The organism is Pseudomonas cedrina subsp. cedrina, assembly GCF_001983175.1.
GTDB lineage: Bacteria > Pseudomonadota > Gammaproteobacteria > Pseudomonadales > Pseudomonadaceae > Aquipseudomonas > Aquipseudomonas cedrina.
This window is the reverse complement of sequence record NZ_MNPW01000014.1, coordinates 147,174-170,778: the sequence shown is the minus strand read 5'-3', so window position 1 is coordinate 170,778 and position 23,605 is coordinate 147,174. Positions and strand designations below refer to the sequence as shown.

General features: G+C 60.6%; 19 protein-coding genes. 9 read left to right on the top strand and 10 right to left on the bottom strand.

Going from position 1 to position 23,605, the window contains the following annotated elements; all coding sequences use genetic code 11:
• Nucleotides 1-266 precede the first annotated feature (266 nt).
• From BLL36_RS25735 to cydB, 3 genes are read left to right on the top strand one after another with little or no spacing between them, the layout of a single operon-like run.
• Nucleotides 267-1,139: a 2Fe-2S iron-sulfur cluster-binding protein gene (locus BLL36_RS25735; RefSeq protein ID WP_231998958.1), complete on the top strand. Its 873-nt coding sequence runs from the start codon at nucleotides 267-269 to the stop codon at nucleotides 1,137-1,139.
• Between the two features lie 13 nt (nucleotides 1,140-1,152).
• Nucleotides 1,153-2,499, top strand: a complete 1,347-nt coding sequence (locus BLL36_RS25730; RefSeq protein WP_076954415.1) for a cytochrome ubiquinol oxidase subunit I — start codon at nucleotides 1,153-1,155, stop codon at nucleotides 2,497-2,499.
• 32 nt (nucleotides 2,500-2,531) lie between these two features.
• Nucleotides 2,532-3,524, top strand: a complete 993-nt coding sequence (gene cydB, locus BLL36_RS25725; RefSeq protein WP_231998959.1) for a cytochrome d ubiquinol oxidase subunit II — start codon at nucleotides 2,532-2,534, stop codon at nucleotides 3,522-3,524.
• Between the two features lie 173 nt (nucleotides 3,525-3,697).
• On the opposite strand, the gene dsdA is transcribed toward cydB, so the two are convergent.
• The 9 genes from dsdA to BLL36_RS25680 form a co-directional block, all read right to left on the bottom strand.
• Entirely contained in the window at nucleotides 3,698-5,035 is a 1,338-nt protein-coding gene (gene dsdA / locus BLL36_RS25720) for a D-serine ammonia-lyase (RefSeq protein WP_231998996.1), read from the bottom strand.
• Nucleotides 5,036-5,087: 52 nt separating this feature from the next.
• The gene (locus BLL36_RS25715) at nucleotides 5,088-6,614 is read right to left on the bottom strand and encodes an amidase (protein WP_076954412.1); all 1,527 of its coding nucleotides are present in this window, start codon (nucleotides 6,612-6,614) and stop codon (nucleotides 5,088-5,090) included.
• 97 nt (nucleotides 6,615-6,711) lie between these two features.
• Nucleotides 6,712-7,623: a LysR family transcriptional regulator gene (locus tag BLL36_RS25710; RefSeq protein ID WP_076954411.1), complete on the bottom strand. Its 912-nt coding sequence runs from the start codon at nucleotides 7,621-7,623 to the stop codon at nucleotides 6,712-6,714.
• 84 nt (nucleotides 7,624-7,707) lie between these two features.
• Nucleotides 7,708-8,940, bottom strand: coding sequence for an MFS transporter (locus BLL36_RS25705; RefSeq protein ID WP_076954410.1), 1,233 nt, complete (start codon nucleotides 8,938-8,940; stop codon nucleotides 7,708-7,710).
• Between the two features lie 468 nt (nucleotides 8,941-9,408).
• Nucleotides 9,409-10,521, bottom strand: coding sequence for a class II histone deacetylase (locus BLL36_RS25700; protein ID WP_076954409.1), 1,113 nt, complete (start codon nucleotides 10,519-10,521; stop codon nucleotides 9,409-9,411).
• 32 nt (nucleotides 10,522-10,553) lie between these two features.
• A complete protein-coding gene (locus tag BLL36_RS25695) occupies nucleotides 10,554-11,702 on the bottom strand; it encodes an MFS transporter (RefSeq protein WP_076954408.1) in 1,149 nt (382 codons plus the stop codon).
• 23 nt (nucleotides 11,703-11,725) lie between these two features.
• Nucleotides 11,726-12,601 carry a transporter gene (locus tag BLL36_RS25690; protein WP_076954407.1) on the bottom strand — a complete coding sequence of 292 codons (876 nt, stop codon included), beginning with the start codon at nucleotides 12,599-12,601 and terminating at the stop codon, nucleotides 11,726-11,728.
• A 139-nt stretch (nucleotides 12,602-12,740) separates the two neighbouring features.
• Nucleotides 12,741-13,712 (bottom strand): helix-turn-helix domain-containing protein, encoded by a 972-nt coding sequence (locus BLL36_RS25685; protein WP_076954406.1) that lies wholly within the window; start codon nucleotides 13,710-13,712, stop codon nucleotides 12,741-12,743.
• A gap of 662 nt (nucleotides 13,713-14,374) precedes the next feature.
• Nucleotides 14,375-15,274, bottom strand: coding sequence for a LysR family transcriptional regulator (locus BLL36_RS25680; protein ID WP_076954446.1), 900 nt, complete (start codon nucleotides 15,272-15,274; stop codon nucleotides 14,375-14,377).
• 182 nt (nucleotides 15,275-15,456) lie between these two features.
• Between BLL36_RS25680 and BLL36_RS25675 the strand changes: the two genes are divergently transcribed.
• The 6 genes from BLL36_RS25675 (at nucleotide 15,457) to gbdR (ending at nucleotide 22,254) form a co-directional block, all read left to right on the top strand.
• Nucleotides 15,457-16,467, top strand: coding sequence for a zinc-dependent alcohol dehydrogenase family protein (locus BLL36_RS25675; protein ID WP_076954405.1), 1,011 nt, complete (start codon nucleotides 15,457-15,459; stop codon nucleotides 16,465-16,467).
• 283 nt (nucleotides 16,468-16,750) lie between these two features.
• A complete protein-coding gene (locus tag BLL36_RS25670; protein WP_076954404.1) occupies nucleotides 16,751-17,464 on the top strand; it encodes an SOS response-associated peptidase family protein in 714 nt (237 codons plus the stop codon).
• Nucleotides 17,465-17,534: 70 nt separating this feature from the next.
• Nucleotides 17,535-18,080 (top strand): alpha/beta fold hydrolase, encoded by a 546-nt coding sequence (locus BLL36_RS31400; RefSeq protein WP_231998960.1) that lies wholly within the window; start codon nucleotides 17,535-17,537, stop codon nucleotides 18,078-18,080.
• Nucleotides 18,005-18,514, top strand: a complete 510-nt coding sequence (locus BLL36_RS31395) for an alpha/beta hydrolase family protein (protein WP_233447650.1) — start codon at nucleotides 18,005-18,007, stop codon at nucleotides 18,512-18,514. Before BLL36_RS31400 ends, BLL36_RS31395 begins: the two co-directional genes overlap by 76 nt.
• Before the next feature lie 1,257 nt (nucleotides 18,515-19,771).
• Nucleotides 19,772-21,181 carry a GABA permease gene (gabP, locus tag BLL36_RS25655; RefSeq protein ID WP_076954402.1) on the top strand — a complete coding sequence of 470 codons (1,410 nt, stop codon included), beginning with the start codon at nucleotides 19,772-19,774 and terminating at the stop codon, nucleotides 21,179-21,181.
• Nucleotides 21,178-22,254, top strand: a complete 1,077-nt coding sequence (gene gbdR, locus BLL36_RS25650) for a choline metabolism transcriptional regulator GbdR (protein WP_076954401.1) — start codon at nucleotides 21,178-21,180, stop codon at nucleotides 22,252-22,254. Before gabP ends, gbdR begins: the two co-directional genes overlap by 4 nt.
• Before the next feature lie 2 nt (nucleotides 22,255-22,256).
• On the opposite strand, the gene BLL36_RS25645 is transcribed toward gbdR, so the two are convergent.
• Nucleotides 22,257-23,600 carry a c-type cytochrome gene (locus BLL36_RS25645; protein WP_076954400.1) on the bottom strand — a complete coding sequence of 448 codons (1,344 nt, stop codon included), beginning with the start codon at nucleotides 23,598-23,600 and terminating at the stop codon, nucleotides 22,257-22,259.
• Nucleotides 23,601-23,605: the final 5 nt, after the last annotated feature.

Genomic DNA, 23,605 nt, shown 5'->3' with positions numbered 1-23,605 from the left:
TATCTATTGCGATAACGAAGCTTTTGAAAATGCTTTGAGAAATTTTGAAACTTTCGATGAACGGTCTATCGCGGATCGCTGGCGTCTGCCCGACGAATCCAACTCTAGACGGGAATGACCATTCACGACGTCAGCCAGAAAAAGTTCTGAACGTTTTTGGGCTCTTGAATATCGACCCTGTAACTGAATATTTCTGCTTGCGCATCCTCCGGCGTATCCCGGAGCCAATGCAACGGCAAATAAATCGGCGAACGGGGCGAGTCTTCATGAGTGACGATATCCAGTGCAGCGTCGAATACAACGGTCGCATCCTTCACGGAAAAACTGACCAGCCGCTGATCGATTTCCTCGCAGAGCAGGGTATCGATTTGCCCCACGTCTGCTATCACCGAGCCCTTGGGCCGATTCAGACCTGCGATGTCTGCTGGATCGAGCACAACGGCGAAATGGTTCGCGGCTGTACGTTGCGTACGGCCAACGGGATGAAGCTGGTAAGTGAAGCGCCTCACATAAAGGCCGCCCAGGAAGAAGGCCTGGACCGGATCCTTGCCAAGCATGAGTTGTATTGCAGCGTCTGCGAGCACAACACCGGAGACTGCACGCTGCACAATACCGTCGCCGACATCAACCCTGCGATCCAGCGTTACAAGTACCAGCGCAAGCCTTACAGCAAGGATCACTCCAACCCTTTTTACACCTACGATCCCGACCAATGCATCCTCTGTGGACGCTGCATCGAGGCGTGTCAGAACGTCGAGGTCAACGAGACCTTGAGTATCGATTTCACCCTGGATCATCCACGGGTGTTGTGGGATGGCGGTACCACGATTGAGGGATCCAGCTGCGTGAGCTGCGGCCACTGCGTCACCGTTTGCCCGTGCAACGCCTTGCTGGAAAAAACCATGCAGCCGGATGCCGGGCCTTTGACATCGATGCCCGAGCGCATCAAGCGTCCGCTTATCGATGCGGTGAAAACCCTTGAGAACACCCTAGGCGCACCGCCCATCACTGCCGTTTCCGTCATGGACATGCATTGGCGCCAACCCGAAATCAAACGCGCCAAAACCGTATGCACGTACTGCGGGGTGGGTTGCTCGAAACCTGTCAGCCAGTTCACTGGCAAGCCCAGCGACGCCTGATCGGAGCCTGCACATGGAACCGTTGGATCCCGCGTTGATGCTGGCGCGCTATCAGTTTGCGTTCACCATCAGCTTTCATATCGTGCTCGCTGCGTTTTCCATAGGCCTGGCCAATTATCTGATGGTACTGGAAGCCCTGTGGTTGTGGCGCAAACGCCAGGTTTACAGGGACCTTTACACGTTCTGGCTGAAAATCTTTGCCTGGACGGTTGCCGTGGGCACTGCGTCCGGGCTCGTCATGGAGTTTCAGTTCGGGACTAACTGGGGCGCACTGGCCCATCGAGCGGGAGCTATTCTGGGGCCGCTGATGTTCTATGAAGTCATGGTCGCGTTTTTTCTGGAAGCCGGCTTCATCGGGGTCATGCTGTTCGGCATGAATAAAGTCGGCCCGCGCCTGCATTTTCTGTCGACCTGTGCCGTGGCCGTTGGCTCGTTATTCAGTGCATTCTGGATATTGTCGGCCAATTCATGGATGCACACGCCGGCCGGTTTCAGCATGGCCGAAGATGGCCGGTTCGTAGCGCAAGACTGGCTTCAGATCATCTTCAACCCCTCGTTTCCCTATCGCATGGTTCACATGAGCCTTGCAGCCTTCCTCGGCACGGCCATGCTGGTGGGCGGTGCGGCCGCCTGGCATTTAGTGCGCAACAGCCGTCACGCATCCGCGCGGGTGATGTTTTCCATGGCCCTGTGGATGGCGGCGCTGGTCGGCCCCCTTCAGATCGTGGCCGGGGACCTGCACGGTGAAAATACCCGGGATTATCAACCGCAGAAGCTGGCCGCCATCGAGGGTTCATGGCAGCGTCCGGAAGCGGGGAAGGGAGAGCCACTCAGGCTGTTTGCGATACCCGACCAGACGCTGCGCAGAAATGACTTCGAACTGGCAATCCCTCATCTTGGCTCGCTGTACCTGCGCCATGACTGGACCGGCACCATACAAAGTCTTGATGAGTTCGCCGCGCAAGATATCCCGCCGGTGGCCGTGGTCTTCTATGCGTTTCGCATCATGGTCGGTATTGGCTTGCTGATTGTGGCCCTGGGCATTGCCAGTCTTTTGCTGCGTTGGCGCGGTGGACTTTTTGAATGTCGATGGTTGCTGCGCTGTTCAGTCCTTATGGCACCCGCCGGGTTCGTGGCGATGCTGTGCGGATGGATCGTCACCGAAGTCGGCCGCCAGCCCTTCACGGTCTATGGGTTAATGCGCACCGTCCACAGCCATTCGCAGCAACCCCTTTCATTCGTTGCGGGTAGCACGCTCGCCATCATGGTCATGTATGGGCTGGTTTTCGGGTTGGGTCTTTTATACCTGGTGCGAGCGGTCAGGCAACTGCCGGCAGAGACGACGGACGCCAACCAATAAGCGCCAGTGCAGAGTGAGGGATCGTAATGTTCATGTCTGAAGCGCTGTTACCCGATCTGGCGGCTGCCGCAATCGCCTTTACGATCATCCTCTACGTGATTCTGGATGGAACCGATCTTGGGGTCGGGATCCTCCTGGCGACGCGTGACGATCCTGATGAGAAAAAGTTAATGGTCAATTCCATCCTACCCATCTGGGATGGCAACGAAACCTGGCTGGTGCTGGGTGGCGGTGGGTTGCTGGCGCTGTTTCCGGTGGTGTACAGCGTGTTGTTTTCCGCACTCTATATACCCGTCATTACGATGCTGCTGGCACTGATCGCCAGGGCGGTTGCGCTTGAGTTCCGGGCTGACGCTTCGGCGCAGATGAAGCGTTGGCTCGACATCAGCCTCGTGGCCGGCTCGCTGATCGCGACGCTGTGCCAGGGACTCATCATGGGGTGCTTCGTGCAGAGGGTCGAGCACGAGGAGGGCAGGTTCAGTGGCCACGGCTGGGAGTGGCTCGGCGCCTTTCCGCTGACCTGCGGCATGGTGCTGATCATCGGTTATGCGTTGCTGGGTAGCTGCTGGCTGGTATGGCGCACCGAAGGGCGATTGCAAACCGCGGCGAAAGGCCAGGCCCGGACACTCGGCTGGCTGACCCTGCTCGGGATGACAGCGATCCTGCTATGGACCAGCCTGTCCAACCCGACCTATCGAGATCATCTTCTGGGCTCCAGCCTGAGCCTGCCGCTTTTGGTGCTCCACGGTGTATTAGTGGCAGGCTTTTATTGGGCGTTCTCCAGCCGCCTCGAGTTTCTGCCCTTATTTGCGGTGCTGGGATGGTTCGGCGTGGCGTTCGTTGCCGCAATCATTGCCCTGTATCCTTTGATCCTTCCCCCTTCATTGACGATCGGCCAGGCGTCTTCCCCGGCTTCAAGCCAGGCCTTCATGCTCGCAGGCTTTGCGGTACTAGTACCTGTGACGCTTGTTTACAACACATGGGGCTTCTGGGTATTCCGGGGCAAGGTCACGGCGGGTAAATGATATTACCGGTTTGCTATGCATAAGCGCATGGCGCTTTAACACATATAACTAAAACATATTCTCGGAGAGTCCATGTTCAGTCACATTCAGATTGGTGCCCGTGACCTTGCTACCATGATTGACTTTTACGATGCGGTGTTAACCGTTAACAACGGTATGAAGCACTGTTGCGCTTAGCGTCTGTTCAAGTACGCCGCCATCTCGGCCGCAGGGACCATCCCGCCTCCTGTGGCCCAGATCAAATGGGTCGCGCCTGCGGGTATACCGTCCGGCAACCCCAAACGACGCCCATACCCTTGGCGCTCGTGCAGCACCCGCGCGAAACCTGGAGCTCCGGCCAGCGCCGAGGGCTCCAGACGCAGTTGCTCGGTGCGATCGAGCAATTGCAGCAAACTGAACAACTCGGCATCGGTCACCGTATAGAACCCATCCAGCATCCGCTGCATCGACCGCCCCACGAATCCCGAAGGTCGCCCAACCGCCAAGCCATCCGCCGCCGTATGGTTGGAAATCCCGAAGTCCTGCACCGCCAAGCCATCGTGCAGCCCGGTGTACACCCCCATCAGCATGCACGGCGACTCGGTCGGCTCGGCGAAGATGCAGTGCACGTGATCACCAAACGCCAGTTTCAGGCCGAAAGCGATGCCGCCTGGACCACCGCCGACGCCGCAGGGCAGATACACGAACAACGGATGATGGGCGTCGACCAGGATCTGCTGCTCGGCGAACTGCGCCCTCAGCCGCTCGCCGGCGACTGCGTAACCGAGGAACAGGATCTGCGAGTTCTCGTCGTCGATGAAGTGGCAGGTAGGGTCCGCCTGCGCCTGCTCGCGGCCTTGTTCGACGGCCTGGCCGTAGTCGCCGGCGTACTCGACCACGGTCACGCCATGGGCGCGCAGCTTGTCTTTCTTCCATTGCCGGGCATCGGCCGACATGTGCACGGTCGTGGCGAAGCCCAGCCGGGCGCCGGCGATGCCGATCGACAGACCGAGGTTGCCGGTGCTGCCGACCGCGATCTTATGAGCGCGAAACAGCGCCTGGCATGGCGCTTCGGCCAGGCGCCGATAGTCGTCCGCTTCGCTCAGCAGGCCATGGCGAATGGCGAGTTGCTCGGCGTGGAACAGCACTTCGTAGATACCGCCGCGGGCTTTCACCGAGCCGGAGATGGGCAGGTGGCTGTCCTTCTTCAGCAGCAGCCGGATAGGCCCTTCGACGCCGTAACGCTCGCAAAGGGCGCGGGCGAAAGCCGGTACGCCAACCAGTTCCGATTCGATGATGCCCTGGCTTGCAGCAACTTCCGGGAAGGCTTGGGCCAGGAATGGCGCAAAGCGCTGGAGGCGCTCGCTGGCATGCCGCACATCGGTGGCGGTCAGGGCAATATCGTTCAACGCATCGGCCAGGGGCGCGATCTGCGGGTTGAACCAGCTGACTTCTTCGCCGGCCAGTATGGGTTTCAACAGAGGAAATTCGGTGGTCCAGTCGGCGAGGCTTTTGCCATATACGGATGTGATCACAGCAGGGGCTCCAACGGCGGCGCGCTGTGGCGCCACTTGATTAACGGGGTCAAACGGCCGGGCGCCCATCGGTCGCGGTGGCGTACTGGTCCGGGGCCAGCGGCGGGTGGGTGACGGGCGTCCACAGGTCCACTTCGCTGAGGGCCAGGGCGGCCATGTTCGGGCGCGGGCGGCGCAAATCCTGGGTCGTTTCGCAATGGGCTTCGAGGGCGCGGGCGGCCATCAGCAGCTCCAGGTCACCGCGGAATTTACCGATCACCTGCATGCCGAAGGGCATGTCGAGGTGGTCGACGCCCATGGGCATCGACAGCGCCGGGTTGGTGGCCAGGGTGACCACGTAAGTCAGCGCCAGCCAGCGGTAGTAGTTTTCCAGCGCCACGCCGTTCACGCTTTCCAGGTACGGCTGCTCCCAAGGGAAGGCCGATACCGGCGTAGTGGGCGAGAGAATCAGGTCGTACTGGCTGAACAGCTGCTGGAAGCGGCGAAATATGCGCGTTTGCTCGGCGTTGGCCCATACGCAGTCCTTGAGCGACATGCGTGCACCCATCTCGTAGTTGGCGCGCGGGTTAGGGCCGAGGGAGCCCGGGTCTTTCTCATAAGCGGCCTGCAGGCTGCCGACGAAGGCTTCGGCGCGGACCACGTCGAAGCAGCGGTGGGCGTGCTGCATGTCCACTTCGATTTCTTCGCAACTGGCGAACAGGCCCTTGAGGCTGGCGACCTTGGCGCGGAACACGCGGCGGATGTCGTCGTCGACGTCGCACACGCCGAAGTCTTCGGTGTAGCCCACGCGCAGGCGTGAAAGGTCGACCGTGCCCTCCATGGCCGCTGGCATGCTGAAGTCATAGCTGAGCGGGTCGTTCGGGGCGATGCCGGCGGTGGCCGCCAGTTGCAGCCAGGTGTCGGCGACGTCGCGGCCCATGGGGCCGACCACGGAAATCGGCGTCCAGCCCAGCAGCTTGCGTTCGCTCGGCACCAGGCCGGGGGAAGTGCGCAGGCCCACGATGCCGCACTTGGCTGCGGGGATGCGCAGGGAGCCACCCGTGTCGGAGCCGCTGCACAGCGGCACCATATTGGCAGCCAGCGCGGCGGCGGCGCCACCGGACGAGCCTCCGGCGTTCAAGCGCGGGTTGAACGGGTTGCCCGTGGCGCCCCACACCGGGTTGCGGGTGTTGGCGCCAGCGCCCATTTCCGGCACGTTGGTCTTGCCCACCACTATGGCCCCTGCGGCGCGCAGGCGGCGTACCAACTGGTTGTCTTGGGTTGGCAAGTTGGCGCGAAACAGCGGCGAGCCGTAGGTGGTCAACAGACCTTCGGTTTCTTCCAGATCCTTGATGCCGATCGGCAGGCCGCTAAGCAGGCCGCGTGGTTCGCAGCGGTTGATCGCCTGTTCGGTGGCGCGGGCTTCTTTGCGGGCGCGCTCGAAGGAGGTGGCGCAGAAGGCGTTGATCTTCGGATTGTATTCTTCGATACGGGCGATGCAGGCCTCAAGCACTTCGACCGGCGACACCTGACGCGAATCGATCAGGGCCTTGAGTTCCACCGCGCCTTTGTCGGCCAATTCGTTCGGGTTGTGCATGGGATCGATCCTGCGCAAATAAAACAAGAGAATAAAAACACCGCCAGGCAGCCACAACCAACTTAATTCGAAGGCTGCCATGCTGTTTGCAGAAAGCTCAGGCCGCGCACTGGAGCACGTGCTTGATGTGCTCGATAAAGCTTTCCATGGGCGCCGACAGTTGCCGTCGCGCCAGGGTCTGGATTTCGATGAAGCGCGCGCCGTCAGCCATTTCCGGTACGTCCAGGGCCTTGAGCTGCTGGCTCTTGAGGCGGTGGCGCACGAACAGCTCGCCGGTGAAGGTCACCGCGCTGCCGGACATGGCGAACTTCACCAGGGTTTCCAGGCTGTCGGTGTCCATGATGCTTTTATAGATCAGGCCTTCGCGGCTGCAGTAGATGTCCAGCAACTGGCGCAGCGTGGTGTTGGGGCCGGGCAGCGCCAGGGGGTAGCTGACGATGTCTTTGAGCGTCACGCCCGTCTGAGCCGCCAGCGGATGGCTGGGCGCGACCAGCGCCAGTACCGGCGCCGGCTGGCGGTACGCGACGTGAATACCTTTGGCCGCGCCGAGGCTGAAGCACAGGCCGATGTCGACTTGGCCTTCGCGCACCAGGCGCGTCACTTCCTGGGCCGAAGCCACCTTGATCTGGTAGCTGCTCTGCTGCCCGGCCAGGCGAAACTGCGCGATGGCATCGGGCAGGAAGTGCGGCGCGAAGCCTTCGGTACAGGCTATCTTGATCATGGATTCCGCTTGCTGGCGCAGCGCCTTGATCTCATTGCTCACCAATTCGGCGTCCAACAGGGTACGGCGCGCATAGCCGGCCAGCAGCTCGCCGGCGCTGGTCAGGCTCACGCCCCGCGACTGGCGCTCGAATAATGGCGCTTCCAGTTCACTTTCCAGGCGGCTGATCTGCCGGCTGATGGCCGACGGCACCACGTGCAGGCGCAGGGCCGCTTCGCTGATGGAGCCGCTGTTGACCACTTGCAGAAAATAACGCACGGCAGTTTCGCTGAGAATTCGGGCGCTCATGGGGAACTGGTTCTCCGGAGTAGGGAGGCGGAATTTTAGCCCAGGCTCCCCACCCAACGCGGCTTTCAGCGGCAAGGCCATGGTTCAGGCCTCGTGGGCGTTGGCTAGCTGCACTTCGCGGATCTTTTGCGCGCTGATGCTGGTGCTGACCAGCGCCGCTACCACTACAGCACCGAGCAGGAACAGGAAGGCCGAATTGTAGCTGCCGGTGTATTCCACCAGAAAGCCGATGACCATGGGCGAGACGAAGCCCGCTAATTGCCCGCCGAAGTTGACCATGCCGATGCCGGTGCCCACCAACCGTTGCGAGAGGATCTTGGTGGGCAGGGCGAAGGCGGTGGCGAACACGAATGACTTGAAGAAGTAGGCCACGGTCTGGAACACGATTACCTGGGTGGTGGTCTGCGCCTGATACATGCCGTACACGAACACCCCGGTGAGCACGCAGCTGCCCATCATCAGGAATTTTTCCTTGCCGTCGAAGTAGCGTGTCATCAGCCAGCCGCCCATGGCGGTGGCGATACTGGCCGAAATGAACGGCAGTGGCACCAGCATGCCGACGGTCTTGATGTCCAGGCCGCGTACGGTCAGCAGGTACATCGGCATCCAGGCGTCCAGGCCCTTGTTGAGCAGGCTCAGGCAGAACCACACCACCACGATCTTCCAGATCAGCGGCATGCGCAGCAGCACCTTGACGCTGACCTTGGTAGTCGCACGGGGCAGGGCGGCGTCCTCGATCACAGCGACACTGCGGCGCACGGTAAGGGCGTAGAACACGGCGAAGACGATGCCTGCCAGGCCGATGACGAGGAACACATCGCGCCAGCCGAGCCAGAGAATCAGCGGGGCGATGATCAACGGGGCGACGAAGCTGCCGGTGTAGTTGGACGAGATCATCAGCCCGACCATTTTCGGCCGTTGTTCGCGGGGGTAGATCTCAGCCACGCCCTTCATCGCCGACGACGGATAACCGCCTTCGCCCAGGCCGAACAGGAAGCGGATCACCAGCAGCGCGCTCAGCGACCAGGCCAGCCCGGTGAGCACAGTGAACAGCGACCACAGTGCGATGGAAACCACCACCACGCGTTTGCTGCCGAACTTGTCGGCCAGCCAGCCACCGGGAATCTGCATGGCGGCGTAGCCCAGGTAGAAGGCGCTGAGTACCACCCCCAATTGCGCGGGTCCGACGTTGAAGTCTTTGCCGATATGGGCCAGAGCCAAGGAAATGGCCGCTCGGTCGACGTAGGAAATCATGTAACCCAGGTACAAAAGAATGAATACGAATAGGGGGTTATGCAGGAATCTGGTGACCTTCATGAGGGCTGTCCTGGCGAAGAAATGGCTGGAATTCAGGCCATGGTGGGCAGCAGCGCCGAGGGCAACAAGTGATAAAAAGAGAGTGCAGGTGTGCCCAATAATCACAGCACTTACATGGTGCGCGAGCCCTGTTAAGGGGCGGCTGAAGGCAGCGCAATACTGTCGTTATGCGTTGACTTGGTGCGCGCGTTGCGGGTTTTCCTGGATGTACGGCGACGGGGTGTCCGCGCATATTTTTTCCGAGAAGCGCTGATATGCGAATAGTTCATCTTTTCCTTCTGCACCGCAACGCGCATCGGCCCCAGTGACCCTGCGCTCCTCTCCACGCAACGTTGGCTTGCTGGTGACGCTCACGGCAAAACCCGAAACCGCGCACCAACTGGAGAACTGGCTCAAGGATATGCGGCGTTTTGCGAAATGGGTCAAGCCTTGGCGAAACGCAAAGAAGGGCTGAGAAACCCCGATGGTTCAAGCCTCAACGCCCTCCGCCAGCCAGTCGATCCATGCCCGCTGAAAATTCAGGAGCGCCTCGCTGGGCTGCTGCAGTTGAATAAGCTCCAGCATGGGATCGTTTACTGCCGTTCTCACACCCGACAATTCCTCCAATGCCGCCAACCCGCAAAACGGCACATAGGCTTCGCTGTATCCGCCCTCATGCACCAACACCAAACGGCCCTGGCACACACGCTCCGCCGTTTGACGCACCATCCGCGTCATCATGCGGAACGAGTCACTGTGCAACAGCATGCGCGCCAGCGGGTCGACGGCGTTGGCGTCATAGCCGCAGGCGACAATGATCAACTCGGGCTCGAAACGCTCCAATGCGGGAATTACGATCTGCTGCATGGCATGCAGATACGCCTCGTGACCGCTGCCGGGCGGCAAGGGAATGTTAATGTTGGCGCCCAGCCCGTCGCCTTGGCCACGATCATGCGCGCCGCTGTAACCCGGTGGAAAACACCCTTCCTGATGCAGGGAGAGGGTCAACACATCGCCCCGAGCCTCGAATATGGACTGGGTGCCATTGCCGTGGTGAACGTCCCAATCGACCACCGCGACTTTGCCCAGCCCATGCCGCGCCTTGGCCGCCTCGATGGCGATGGCGATATTTGACAACAGGCAAAATCCCATGGCGTTGTCGGCCAGGCAGTGATGCCCAGGTGGGCGCGACAGGGAATAAGCGTTGCTGACCTGACCGCTCAGCACGGCGTCCACGGCGCCGATGGCCAGCCCGGCGGAGAGCTTGGCGATTTCGTAGCTGCCGGGACCGATAGGCGCGGATGGGGCCAACTCACCACCTCCGGCATCACTCAGGCGTTTGAAACGCTGCAGATAGTCGGCAGTGTGAACCCGCAGCAACGCCTCTTCACTGGCCGGGATCGCGCTGTGCTGCTGCAAATGACTGCTCAGCCCGGACACATCCATCAGGTTTTTAAGACGGCGCTTGGTTTCAGGCGATTCGGCATGGCCGGCCCCCGCAGGCGGTTGTACCCAGCCGCCGACCGGCAACACCAGGACATGGGAACTGGCGCTATGCCACAGGCACAGTTCATCGAAGAAAAATGCGGTGGTTCGGTTCATCTGACTCTCCAGTATCACGGATAAAAGTGCTTTTACGCCGGTGCGCGGCTGCTGTGCATCAGCACCAGGGATAACAAGGTGATGGCGGCTCCGCCCAACAGCAGCGCCGTGAACCCGCTGGTGGTCTCGATCAGGCGGCCGGCAATAGCGGGCCCGATGGCCAGGCCGGTGCCAATCATCAGGTTCGAGGCATTCATCAATTTGCCGCTGTGGTCGAGTTTGGCCAGGCAGGCAAGGATGAGGGGCAGCACAAAGGTCCAGGTGAACTTGAACACAAACGCCGCCACGGCAAAGCGCCACAGACCGGGCTCATCGAGCAGCAACAGCACGGCAACCGCCATGACGCCATAGCCCACGGGCAGCAGCACAAGGCGCGTGCCAACCAATGAGGCGCAACCGGCGCCGGCAATCCCGATCACGGTGGCGAAGGCCAGAATTTCGCCGCTGTTTTGCGCTGAAATTCCCGCATGCGCGGCGATTGCACCGATAAAGGTCCAGACACCGCCGAGGCTGATATAGAAGGTCAGGAGCCCGAGAATGCCGAGCGTGGTCTTCAACCGTGAACCGGGCAGGGCGGCGGCGCTGGTTTGCCGCGCTGCCGGTTTGCCGGCAGTGAAACAACGCGTCAAGGGCAGCAACAGGGCCATCAACCCCGCGAGGATCAGGTAGCAGGCGCCCAGCCCGTAGCGCTCGAACAACGCGGGCAAAAACGCCAGGCCCAAGGCCCCGACCACCAATTGTCCCATGACCCACAACCCGTAAATCCGGCCGGGGTTGGCTGTCGCGGCGGCGCTGGCCAGGCAGATAATCATCAGTGAACCGCCCGCAATCGCACTGATGAAACGCAAGGCCAGGAGCAGGTTGTACGTATCGGCCAGCATCGACAGCAGGTTGGCTGCAATGAACACCACGGCGGCGGTGAACGCTGCAAGGCGCCAACTGATGCGTTTCAACCACCAGAAGGCTGGCAGGGACGCCAAGCTCATTGCGCCCAGCTCCACAGAAAACAGGTCACCAATCTGTGACGGGCTCAGGTGCCATTGGCTGGCCAATTGCGCCGCCACTGCCGGCGCAGTCATCAAAATGGTCGGCGCGATGGCGGCGAACAGAATGATTGCGGCCAGCAAGCTCCAGGTGGATGAAGGTAACGGCAGGCCATCGATTGCAACGCGAGTGTTCATGAGCAAACTCCGGGAAGACACATTCAAAACACATGAACCAGGCGCAACAGCGCGTCAGCGCCGGCATAGCCATTGGAGGCCGCGACATTCTGCGAAAGGCTGAACATCACTTGGTTTTGTCGATCCAGCCAATGCCCGACTTCAAAGCCAACCTGGGTGTAGCGCTTGTGGGTGTTGTCGATCCGCCGGTCGTTGATGCGCAGAGCACCGCCATCAGCCTGAACCAGGCGCAGCCCGCCATAGGTCGAGGGCGTGAAGTCATAGGAGGCAAAGGCTTGCAGTCGATACAACGGGTCTTGCTTGAGTTCGCTGCCGTAGTAGTTGTCGTTCTTGCCGTACAGTTGAGCTTCCAGGTTGGCTTCCAGCACCCACTTTTCGCCTATGCCCTGGGTATAGTTGTAAACGAAGTTCGTGCCCCATCGATTGGCGCCGGGTGACACGTCCGGGTTTTGGCTGTGGTATTCACCTATGGGCAAGGTGATCATAGTCAGCAAACCGCTGTAGGTACGGGAGGCCGGGTCGTTGATAAAAAACAGCGTGCCACCGATCAGTGGGTCGCCGAATCCGCTCTCGCCGGTGTGGTGGTTCGCGCCTGGCAGACGAGCGTTGAGGTCGACAAAGGGCACGAGGAATTGCGGCGTACACAAGGTGCCGCAGACGTCGGTGAAGAACACCTGGCGGTACAGGACCACATTGGCCTTCAGGTCGGCTTTACCGTCACGATCAGCCGGGCCATGAAAGTCATCAGCGCGAGTGCCAGCAAGGTACAGCGCCCCGAGCGTAGTGCCGGAGGGCGCGCCGAAAAAATCTCGCGCACTGAGGTCGGCCGCCTGGCTTTGCCAGCTCAGCAGCATGCCGCCCAGGCATATAACAGAGTTACGCAATAAGGTTTGATTCATGGCAAGACGTCTCTTTTATGATTGTTATTGCGGCGAGTGCATCGCCGTACTGGTCAGCATTGGCAGGAAAACGGGCAAAAAGGTGCCCGTGGCCGTCAAAACGACGGCGTAAGGAAACACTGGGTCAGGGGGGAGGGGGTCAGTCGGGAGGTGCGTGGAGCAAGTGCGCAATACGCGCCTTGTCCTTGACCCCGAGCTTGCTATAGATGGCGCGGATGTGATGACGCACGGTATTGGGCGATAAGCCGAGATCGCGGGCCACTTCCTTGTAGGTCTTGCCTTCGCCAAAGCCCTGCGCGACGTCGTTTTCCCGAGGGCTGAGCTGGGGCAGGGCGCGGTTGATACGTGCCGCCAATAGAATCTGATCGCCCACCGCGGAAGCTTCGATATGCACCAGCCGGCCCTCGTACCCGTGCTCATCGAGTTTCACGGGCAGCCAGGGGCCGGTCCATTGCGGCCACTCACTGAGCAACAAGTCGACAAAACCGCGTTCGGAGCACTGCAATACTCCGCGCCGATCACAGACCGCAAGGGCCAGTTTGCGCGGGCTGGTCAGCGTCTCGCGCATGGCGACCAGCGCGCGGATCTGATTGGCCGAAACGGAGGCCACCAGGTGCAGCATCAGGTTGTTCAGCAGATGGCAGTCCTGTTCGTCGAACCCGAGGGCGCCGGGTTTGCGGTACAGGCTCAAATGGTCGCTGAGGCAGGTTTGTGGATCGACATGCGCAATGCACAACAACTCGCCGATATCATGCCGTTCACCCAGCCAGTTCAGGGCGGCGCCATTGGCTGGATCGCGCATGTCGACGATAAAGGCCTGGCCGGGCATTTTTTGAGTGAGCGCGACCGCAACGTCCGCATGGCGCATCGACTGCCAATCCGCCAGATAGGGGGACGGCAGGTTATAGAGATAAGTGCTGTGCTCTTCCGGCAACCCATCGATCACGGCAGCGCGCCCCCACCAGGCGCTGTCGAAAGGCAGCAACCGGCTGATGCGCTCGAGTGCATGATCATGAAAATTTGCAATATCCTGATCTTGTGCAAGGCGATGCAAGTCCAAGGTCAGCGTACTGAACGCATGCAACAGGGCGTTGGGATCGAAACGGCTCATAAGCAATCCTCTGTGCGACTTTTTATTGTTCTAGTCACAGGGTTTAAAGGCCGGTACGTGTAATCGCCGTGGCAGGGCCTGGGCCAAGTATCGGCATTGCGGTGTCCGATTGCTATCCTACAGATGCATGAGGAGGAAGTTGGACCGCGCCGGATAGTTCAATGCGTATAGGCGACGCGGAGCGTCGCGCCGAGCATTGATGCATGCGCATCCCTGTTGCGAGCCCGGTCGACACGACAGCTACCGGGGCGCCATCTACGGTGGCGCATCCCTGCAACCACCTATGGGGTTATCCATTCACAACAGGCGGCGCAATACATTGTTGCGAGGGTCGCGGTCGAACAACCGGTGCTGGAGCGCACCCGCGATCCAAAAACAAGTCCAGAATTAAGTCTTTTCCTGCTTCGGCAAGAAAACAAAACCTTAGATTGCCGCCAATCCGTCTGCTATTACTACGCTCTGGTTTCTCGGTCTTTCACTCTTGGCCGGTTTTCTCAGCGGCCGTGAAGTAACGGGCGTAATGACCGAGTAGCTCATTCAAATGATAGTCACGCTCAAACAGCTGGGCGCGGAAGACGCTTGCGATGTGCCTGATTTCCACCGTTCCAAATGTAATCCTCGGTTGTTTCCAGACCGAGGTCTTGTTCGAACGAAAGCCGAGATCACTCAGCCTTGAACCACGTTGGATGAAGCGCTGGAAAGTGCTCGCGCAGCCAATCCGCAAATGCCTGCACCTGTGGGGCGAGGTGGGTCCTGCTGGGATACAGCACCGAAACCTTGCGCCGTGCGGGGCGGTAAGGCTGCAGCACCTCCACCAGCTCGCCACTGGACAGCGCCGCGTCAACGATGATGCCCGGTGCTTGAATGATGCCGAAGCCAGCCACGGCGCAGTGGACGTAAGCATTCGATTCGTTGACGGTGATGGCGCCGCGACAGGTGAAAGGCTGATCTGCTCCTTTAGTTCGAAAATACCAGGGAAGCGGCCTGTTGCTTTGCCCTGAGAGGAAGTTGACGCCTCTGTGGTCGACCAACTCGTCCAGTGTCTTGGGTTCCCCCCGCTCCTTAAGATAGCCCGGCGCTGCGCAGGTGACCATTTCGACCGCTCCAATGTGACGGGCCACCATGCTTGAGTCAGGCAGCTCGCCAATGCGCAATACGCAGTCGACACCTTCTGCAACCAGGTCGACTGTCCTGTCAGTAACACCCACGATGAGTTCGATGTCAGGGAACGTTGCGGTAAATGTTTTCAGGCTCTCGATAAAGCTTCGCTGGGAAAACGCGCTGGGAATATCAACACGCAGCCGGCCTTGCAACATGGCTCCGCTGGCATCGAACATTGACGTGGTGTTCGAGATGTCCGCCAGGATGCATTTGACCCGCTCGTAGAATCGCTCCCCTTCTGCCGTCAGATTGACCTTGCGGGTGGTGCGGTGGAACAAGCGTACACCCAGGGAAGCTTCCAACTCCTGGATCGATCGAGTGATATACGGGCGCCCCGTCTGTGTCGCCTCCGCCACCTTGGTAAAGCTGCCCGATTCCGCGAGCCGAACGAACACGCGCATTGATTGCAAGAGTTCCATCCATGCCTCCAATTCTGACAGTGGGCGGGGTTTTGTTACCTGGCAGGGTAACAATCTTGTGTGTCGTTGAACATTTATTCCAAGCGCCTGAAGCGAAACAATGCGCGGCATCAACAGGCTGCCGAACCGACCGCCTGGCATGCACTTGGAATGGAGAAGAAAAAATGAAAGCTTGGCTTCTGAAAGATTTTGGCCTGGACAACCTGCAGCTGGGCGAGGCCCAAACCCCAACACCCAAGGCCGGTGAACTGTTGGTCAAGGTCGGCGCCGTGTCTCTCAACTTTCGGGATAAAGCGATTGTTGACGGTATCTACGAGCCGCATAAGGTCCCCAAGCCGCTGATTCCGGTCAGCGACGCAGCCGGTACCGTGGTGGCGGTGGGCGAGGGCGTGAGCCGTTTTGTGGTGGGTGACCGCGTCAACTCCCACCTGTACTCGCGCTGGCTCGATGGCATGCCGTCGCACGACGAACCCGATTACTGCGTCGGCTCCCCCCTGCCTGGTGGCTTGGCCGAGTTCATGATCATTCATGAAGACAGCGCCGTTCGCGCGCCCGACGATATGAGTGACGAAGAAGCGTCGACCCTGCCCATCGCAGCATTGACTGCCTGGTATTCGCTGGTGGACTTCGGCCAGGTCGAAGCAGGCCAGACTGTACTGGTGCAGGGCACGGGCGGTGTATCGATCTTTGCCGCCCAGATCGCCATGGCGCTGGGCGCGAAGGTCATCGTTACGTCAAGTCGCGACGAGAACCTTGAAGCGGTCATCAAACTGGGCGCGGTCGCTGGGGTGAACTACCGCAAGACGCCGGACTGGGCGGCAGAAGTCCTGAAACTTACCGACGGCAAGGGGGTTGACCTGTTGCTGGAAGTGGCGGGAGGCGACGGTGTCAACGCTTCTGTTCAAGCAACCAAAGTGGGCGGTCGTATTGCTCAAATCGGTTTCCTGACTGGCCAGACCACCGCGTTGAACTTGATGCCGATGATCTTCCGCCAGACCACGATTCGCGGTATCGCCGTTGCGCCACGTTCGTCCTTTGACCGGATGAACGCGTTCCTCAACATTCACCATATCCGTCCGGTAATCGACCACGTATACCCGTTCGAACAAGCGCGTGAGGCATACGAGCACCTGGCTCGCGGTCCATTCGGCAAGGTGGTGATCAAGGTCAGTTAAGTGCGAAGAAAACCCGGCCATGGTCGGGTTTTATTCTTCATCAACCTTGCTTCGAGTTGATGGTCGATCCCTGAAAACAGGTTCTCTTCCAAGCGATGAAAGGTCACATAAATTTTTGAATTTTCTCCAGTTTTCCGCTTATCCGCCAATGTCCGGGATTTTCGAACCAAGCTCCGAGGCATCCGCTCGTACTTATAACGTCTTCGCACCTCAACCTGATCATCGCAGATGACGGGGCGACGACCTGTATCAGTACCTTTGAGTGACTGCTGGAGTTCAGGCAATGTGTGAATTTATCGTTCAACCCGCTTCTTCCCCAGAACTTCTGGAACTGCTGACCGGCAGCGAAAGCGAGCGTGTCAATGGCGCCGGGAGTGTTTTTTGCTCAAGCTCGCGTCCGGACACCGTCCCGGGTGTGGCTGAGGCCAAAAACATCATCAAACCGAGCATGACCGTCAGCGCAATCCGCCTGCGTGACGGCCAGCTCGAATGCGTGAAGGCGCGCTGGGGGTGGTCACCCGTCTGGACGATGGGAACGATGCCGCCGCGCACTCACTTGCCCTTGCACCTGGTGATGCGTTCGCGGGTTTTCGACCGCATCCGCCGTGAAGGGCGGGTGCTGGTTGCGGTGGACGGCTGGTACGATATTCCGGCAGCCACGCCCTCGAACCAGAACCCATCCTTGAGCTACACGACCTCCCGGCAATCGTCGCCGATGTTCCTTGCCGCTCTCGCTCAGATCAGTGAAAAGCCGTGCGGCTGCGATGGGCTGGTCTTGATGACCTGCGGCGACCCCGCCAGCGCCGAACAGCGTCTTCTGGCGTTCAATGCAGAGAATGCGCTTGGATGGTTGGAGCCGGACTTGCAGTGGGAGCAAGCGATGCAGATGACTGCGCACATGGCCGTGGATGAACCGCAACTTGAACATGTACTGACCTCCCCACGCGTGCTTCAAGGCGCAACGTGGCGCCGGGTTGACGCAGCGCGTCGCAGATGAGCGCCGACTAACCCCATCCAAAACGCTATGTTTTTGTCGTGCTCTCAGTACCTCCATAAGGAGCAGTTCAATGGATGCCCCCCGCCAAATCACCTATGAACAATTCCCGCCCATCGAGCGTCCTCGGCGCAGCGGCATGCTGGCAGTCGACGATCTGCACACGCTGTACTGGGAAGAAAGCGGCAACCCCGACGGTGTGCCGGTTGTTTACGTCCACGGCGGTCCCGGCGAAGGGGCCCCGCCGACCAAGCGACAATTCTGGGACCCGGACCACTACCGTATCGTGCTATTCGACCAGCGCGGCGCACTGCGCTCGACGCCCTTGGCGGAGTTGCGCAACAACACCACCCAGGCGCTTGTCAGTGACCTCGAAGCGCTGAGGGAGCATCTGGGGATTGATCGTTGGCTGATCACCGCTGGCTCATGGGGGACCACCTTGGCGCTGGCCTATGGCGAGGCGCATCCGCAGCGTTGCCTGGGCTTCATCCTGCGCGGGTGTTCCTGGGCACGGCCGACGAGATCGACTGGTTTATCTACGGCATGCGCCGCTTCTTTCCCCGCGCCCATGAAGATTTCATCAACTTCATCCCCGAAGCCGAACGCCACGATTTGTTGAAGGCCTACCTCGATCGCATGAAGGACGATGACGAGCAACTGCGCATGGACGCTATCCGTTGCTGGGTGCGTTATTCGGCAAGTTGTTCCTTATTGCGACACGACCCTGACGGCGTGGAAGAACAAGCTTCGGATGACCAGACCAGCATCGGCATGGCGTGCCTGGATGCGTGGTACTTCAAGAACAAGCTGTTCCTGGAAGAGGATCAACTGATTCGTGACATAGCGGCAATCGCCCATCTGCCGTGCAGGATAATCCAAGGTGGACATGACATGATCGCGACGCCAAATTCAGCCTTTCGCTTGCACAAAGCCTGGCCTGGCTCGGTGCTGACGATCGTCAATGATGCCGGGCATTCGCCGTCGGAAACCGGGATTATCAGCGCTTTGATTGAAGCAACCGAGCAGTTCAAGACCCGTGGAGCATTCAGCTGACGTTTGTATTTTGCACGCAAAGGCCATTCGTCGATTACACAGATCAAATGTGGGAGCTGTCGAGCCCCGGCGAGGCTGCGAAGGCGGCGGCATGGCTGGCATTTATTTTGCCTGACACACCGCTATCGCAGCCTCGCTGGAGCTCGGGAGCTCCCACAGGGGAATGGCTGTGTCAGGTGGAATGGGGTTTGCCTGCGAGCACAATCTGGGCAACGACACAGATCAACTGTGGGAGCTGTCGAGCCCCGGCGAGGCTGCGAAGGCGGCGGCATGGCTGGCATTTATTTTGCCTGACACACCGCTATCGCAGCCTCGCTAAAGCTCGGGAGCTCCCACAGGGGAATGGCTGTGTCAGGTGGAACGGGTTTTTACCCGCGAGCACTCTCGGCAACGACACAGAGCAACTGTGGGAGCTGTCGAGCCCCGGCGAGGCTGCGAAGGCGGCGGCATTGCTGGCATTTACTTCGCCTGATACACCGCTATCGCAGCCTCGCTAAAGCTCGGGAGCTCCCACAGGGGTATGGCTGTGTCAGGTGGAATGGGTTTTTACCCGCGAGCACTCTCGGCAACGACACAGAGCAACTGTGGGAGCTGTCGAGCCCCGGCGAGGCTGCGAAGGCGGCGGCATGGCTGGCATTAATTTCGCCTGACACACCGCTATCGCAGCCTCGCTAAAGCTCGACAGCTCCCACAGGGGTACGGCTGTGTCAGGTGGAATGGGTTTTACCCGCGAGCACACTCTCGGCAACGACACAGATCAACTGTGGGAGCTGTCGAGCCCCGGCGAGGCTGCGAAGGCGGCGGCATGGCTGGCATTTACTTCGCCTGGCACGCCGCTATCGCAGCCTCGCTAAAGCTCGGGAGCTCCCACAGGGGTATGGCTGTGTCAGGTGGAATGGGTTTTACCCGCGAGCACACTCTGGGCAACGACACAGATCAACTGTGGGAGCTGTCGAGCCCCGGCGAGGCTGCGAAGGCGGCGGCATTGCTGGCATTTACTTCGCCTGACACACCGCTATCGCAGCCTCGCTGGAGCTCGAGAGCTCCCTCAGGGGCTGTGTCAGGTGGAGTTGGGTTGCACCTGCGAGTTCTTCCGATGTCAGCCAGGCCGAATGTCGATATCAGGCCAACCTGTGACGCTTTCAGGCTGTTTTTGCTGAAGTCAGGCCGCGTAAGGTGACCCATCATTAAGAAATGATGATCGCCTGACGCTTCAGTCAGTACGCCTTGACGTCGATCACCGAGAACAAAAAAACAATGAATAGCCTCCCTTCCAACGATTCAAACGGCCAGTTGGCGCAAGGTTTCAAGCCGCGTCATGTCACCATGCTTTCGATTGCGGGCATCATCGGCGCGGGGCTGTTTGTCGGTTCCGGGCATGCGATTGCGGCGGCAGGTCCTGCTGTGCTGCTGGCCTATCTGTTTTCCGGCCTGCTGGTGGTGCTGGTTATGCGCATGCTCGGCGAGATGGCGGTGGCCAATCCGGATACCGGCTCATTCTCGACCTATGCCGACCAGGCCATCGGCCGGTGGGCCGGCTTTACCATCGGCTGGCTGTACTGGTGGTTCTGGGTGCTGGTGATCCCCATCGAAGCCCTGGCCGCCGGGCATATCCTCAACCAGTGGTTCCCGCAGATCGACGCTTGGCTGTTTGCCTTGCTGTCGATCTTTTTGTTGGTGGTCACCAACCTGTTCAGCGTGTCCAAGTACGGCGAGTTCGAGTTCTGGTTCGCCATGGCCAAGGTCATCGCGATCATCGCCTTCATCGGCCTGGGCTTCGCGGTGCTGATGGGCTGGGTTCCCGAGCGGGAGGCCAGCGGGCTCGGCCAGTTGATGCGCGACCATGGCGGTTTCGCGCCCAACGGGCTGTCGGCGGTGGTCGGCGCCTTCATCACCATCATGTTCAGTTTTATCGGCACCGAGGCGGTCACCATCGCGGCGGCCGAATCCAGCAACCCGGCGCAGAACATTGCCCGCGCCACGCGCTCAGTGATGTGGCGCATCGGTGTTTTCTACGTGTTGTCGATTTTCGTGGTGATCTCCGTAGTGCCTTGGAATGACCCGCTGCTGGCGTCGGTCGGGTCATATCAGCGGGCGCTGGAGCTGATGAATATTCCCCACGCCAAGCTGCTGGTGGACGTGGTGGTGCTGATCGCCGTGGCCAGTTGCATGAACTCTTCCATCTACATTGCCTCGCGCATGCTGTTTTCCCTGGGCAAGCGCGGCGATGCGCCCAGGCTGATGAAGAAGACCTCGGCCGCGAGCGTGCCGCGGGCGGCAGTGATTGCCAGCACGATCCTCGGCGCCGGGGTGACGCTGTTCAGCTACTTCATGCCGGCCGGGCTGTTTCAGTTCCTGCTGGCCAGTTCAGGCGCCATCGCCTTGCTGGTGTACCTGGTGATCGCGGTGTCCCAGTTGCGCATGCGCAAGATCCTGCGGCAGCGCAACGTGACGCTGACCTTCAAGATGTGGCTGTTTCCCTGGCTGACCTGGCTGGTCATCGTGTTTATCTGCACCGCTTTGACGGTGATGCTGGTAACGCCCGAGCACCGCTTTGAAGTGTCTTCGACCATCGCTCTGGCCTTGGTCATTTCGCTGATCGGATTGCTCACCGCGCGGCAGCCCGAACGCACGGCAAAAACCGCGGCCGCAGCCTCATCGCCATGACCGGTCGCCCTGTGAGCAGCATTGTTTTCCTGCTGCTGGACCAGTTCACCCTGATGTCACTGGCCTCGGCGGTCGAACCCTTGCGCATGGCCAACCAGTTATCGGGCCAGGAGCTGTACCGATGGCACACGGCGAGTGCCGACGGTAACCCGGTGTGGGCCAGTGACGGCGTGCCCATCACCCCTGACGGTTCGATACTCAGCGCGCCGTCGGCCGATATCGTGATCGTCTGCGGCGGCGTTGGTATCCAGGCCACCGTGACGGGCGAACTGGTCAAATGGCTACGCGGCCAGGCCCGTTACTCCAAGCGCCTGGGGGGCATTTGTACCGGCAGTTGGGTGCTGGCGCGGGCCGGCTTGCTCGATGGCTACGAATGCAGCGTGCATTGGGAATGGCTGGCGGCGATGCAGGAGGCGTTTCCTCGGGTGACGCTCAGTACCAGCCTGTTCACCCTTGACCGGGACCGCCTCACCAGCTCGGGCGGCACGGCCCCGTTGGACATGATGTTGCACCTGATCGGACGTGATCACGGGCACGAATTGGCGGCGGCTATTTCCGACATGTTTGTGTACGAGCGAATCCGCAACGAGCAGGACCATCAACGTGTGCCCTTGAAGCACATGTTGGGCACCCAGCAACCCAAGCTGCAGGACATCGTGGCATTGATGGAGGCCAACCTGGAAGAGCCGATCGACCTGGATGAACTGGCCGCCTACGTGGCGTTGTCGCGTCGACAGCTTGAGCGCATGTTCCAGAAATACCTGCACTGCTCACCCTCGCGCTACTACCTGCGGCTACGGTTGATTCGCGCACGGCAGTTGCTCAAGCAGACGCCGATCTCAATCGTGGAGTTGGCGGTGCTCTGCGGCTTTGTGTCCACCCCGCATTTCTCCAAATGCTATCGGGAGTACTTCGGCGTGCCGCCCAGCGACGAACGCTCGGTGATGGACAGCGAACGTTCCATCGTGCTCAAGCCGGTTATCCGTGCGTCGCCTGCGCCCATGCCGATGAACGTCATGGAGCAGGCACGGGGCGAGGCGACATTTGCCAGTGTAAAAAACCTCAAGCCCTGAACTCAGCGCATCTGCAGGATGATCGGGCTGCTGCTGGCCGGGTCGGTCTGCCCACGCAGCTTGCCCACTGCCTTCGCGTCCACCGCGCCACCGTGGTTGCCCCAGGTCCCGCGCACGTAACTGAGCACTTCGGCGATCTGCTGGTCGGACAATTGCTCACGGAACGCCGGCATGCGGTAGGCATCCGGTACGCCGGCGGTCACGACGCGTTGCGAGCCGTTGAGGGTGATGTTGATCGCGGAGGCGCTTTCCTTGGCCAATGCCGACGTGGCGCCGGCCAGGGGTGGCATCCATTCGGGCTGGCCCTTGCCGTCCAGGCCATGGCAGGAGGCGCAGCGGGTCGCGTAGGTGTGGGCGCCGGGGACGTCCTGGCGCGCGGTCACCGCCTGATATTGCCAGGGCGTGCCGTCGCGTTGCGGGTCGCCGGGCAGTGCCTTGAGGTAACGGGCGATGGCCGCCAGGTCGTCGTCCCGCATGAACTGCGTCGAGTTGTTGAAGGCTTCGGTCATCGAGCCGTAGACCACGGCATGGGCGTTGCGCCCGGTCTTGAGGAACTGCACGATCTGCGCTTCGCTCCAGCGTCCCAGCCCGGTGTTGGGGTCTTGGCGCAGGCTCGGTGCGTACCAGCCGTCGAGCAGGGCGCCGGCGAGGTAGGGCGCACCGGACTCGTCCAGGGCTTTTTCGTTGAAGGCCAGGCCGCGCGGCGTGTGGCAACTGCCACAGTGGCCGGGGCCCTGGACGATGTAGGCGCCACGGTTCCACAGCGCGTCCTGCTCAGCCTTGGCGGCATAGGTCGCGGTGGGCGCGAATAGGCCGTTCCACAGTGCGATGGGCCAGCGCATGTTCAGGGGCCAGGGGATATCGCTGGGGATATTCGGCTGGTTGGCCGGTTGCACGCCCTGCATGAAAAACGCATACAACGCGCGCACGTCATCGTCGCTGAGCTTGACGTAGGAAGGGTAGGGCATGGCCGGGTACAACCGGCGGCCACCCGGCGCCACGCCCTGGCGCACCGCCCGGTCGAAGTCGGCCAGGCTGTAGGCGCCGATCCCGGTGGTCTTGTCCGGCGTGATGTTGGTGGCGTGAATCGCACCCAGCGGCGTGGCCATTTCCAGGCCACCGGCGAACGGCGCCTTGCCCGGCAGGCTGTGGCAGGCCACGCAGTCGCTCAGGCGGGCGACGTACTCACCGCGGCTGAGCAGTGCGGGCTCGAAGGTGGCGGCGGCCGGTTCCTGTGCGAACGGTGTTGCGGGCTCACGGGTGACGTACCAGGCCAGCAGGCCTGCCGCGACCAGGCAGGGCAGCGCCAGCCAGCCTGCGGTTCTTGCGAATCGACGGTTGTTCATGGGCG

Coding starts and splice junctions, on each gene's coding strand:
- BLL36_RS25735 (WP_231998958.1), top strand. CDS start 267: ATGAGTGACGATATCCAGTGCAGCGTCGAATACAACGGTCGCATCCTT.
- BLL36_RS25730 (WP_076954415.1), top strand. CDS start 1,153: ATGGAACCGTTGGATCCCGCGTTGATGCTGGCGCGCTATCAGTTTGCG.
- cydB (WP_231998959.1), top strand. CDS start 2,532: ATGTCTGAAGCGCTGTTACCCGATCTGGCGGCTGCCGCAATCGCCTTT.
- BLL36_RS25715 (WP_076954412.1), bottom strand. CDS start 6,614: ATGCACAACCCGAACGAATTGGCCGACAAAGGCGCGGTGGAACTCAAG.
- BLL36_RS25710 (WP_076954411.1), bottom strand. CDS start 7,623: ATGAGCGCCCGAATTCTCAGCGAAACTGCCGTGCGTTATTTTCTGCAA.
- BLL36_RS25705 (WP_076954410.1), bottom strand. CDS start 8,940: ATGAAGGTCACCAGATTCCTGCATAACCCCCTATTCGTATTCATTCTT.
- BLL36_RS25700 (WP_076954409.1), bottom strand. CDS start 10,521: ATGAACCGAACCACCGCATTTTTCTTCGATGAACTGTGCCTGTGGCAT.
- BLL36_RS25695 (WP_076954408.1), bottom strand. CDS start 11,702: ATGAACACTCGCGTTGCAATCGATGGCCTGCCGTTACCTTCATCCACC.
- BLL36_RS25690 (WP_076954407.1), bottom strand. CDS start 12,601: ATGAATCAAACCTTATTGCGTAACTCTGTTATATGCCTGGGCGGCATG.
- BLL36_RS25685 (WP_076954406.1), bottom strand. CDS start 13,712: ATGAGCCGTTTCGATCCCAACGCCCTGTTGCATGCGTTCAGTACGCTG.
- BLL36_RS25680 (WP_076954446.1), bottom strand. CDS start 15,274: ATGCGCGTGTTCGTTCGGCTCGCGGAATCGGGCAGCTTTACCAAGGTG.
- BLL36_RS25675 (WP_076954405.1), top strand. CDS start 15,457: ATGAAAGCTTGGCTTCTGAAAGATTTTGGCCTGGACAACCTGCAGCTG.
- BLL36_RS25670 (WP_076954404.1), top strand. CDS start 16,751: ATGTGTGAATTTATCGTTCAACCCGCTTCTTCCCCAGAACTTCTGGAA.
- BLL36_RS31400 (WP_231998960.1), top strand. CDS start 17,535: ATGGATGCCCCCCGCCAAATCACCTATGAACAATTCCCGCCCATCGAG.
- BLL36_RS31395 (WP_233447650.1), top strand. CDS start 18,005: ATGCGCCGCTTCTTTCCCCGCGCCCATGAAGATTTCATCAACTTCATC.
- gabP (WP_076954402.1), top strand. CDS start 19,772: ATGAATAGCCTCCCTTCCAACGATTCAAACGGCCAGTTGGCGCAAGGT.
- gbdR (WP_076954401.1), top strand. CDS start 21,178: ATGACCGGTCGCCCTGTGAGCAGCATTGTTTTCCTGCTGCTGGACCAG.
- BLL36_RS25645 (WP_076954400.1), bottom strand. CDS start 23,600: ATGAACAACCGTCGATTCGCAAGAACCGCAGGCTGGCTGGCGCTGCCC.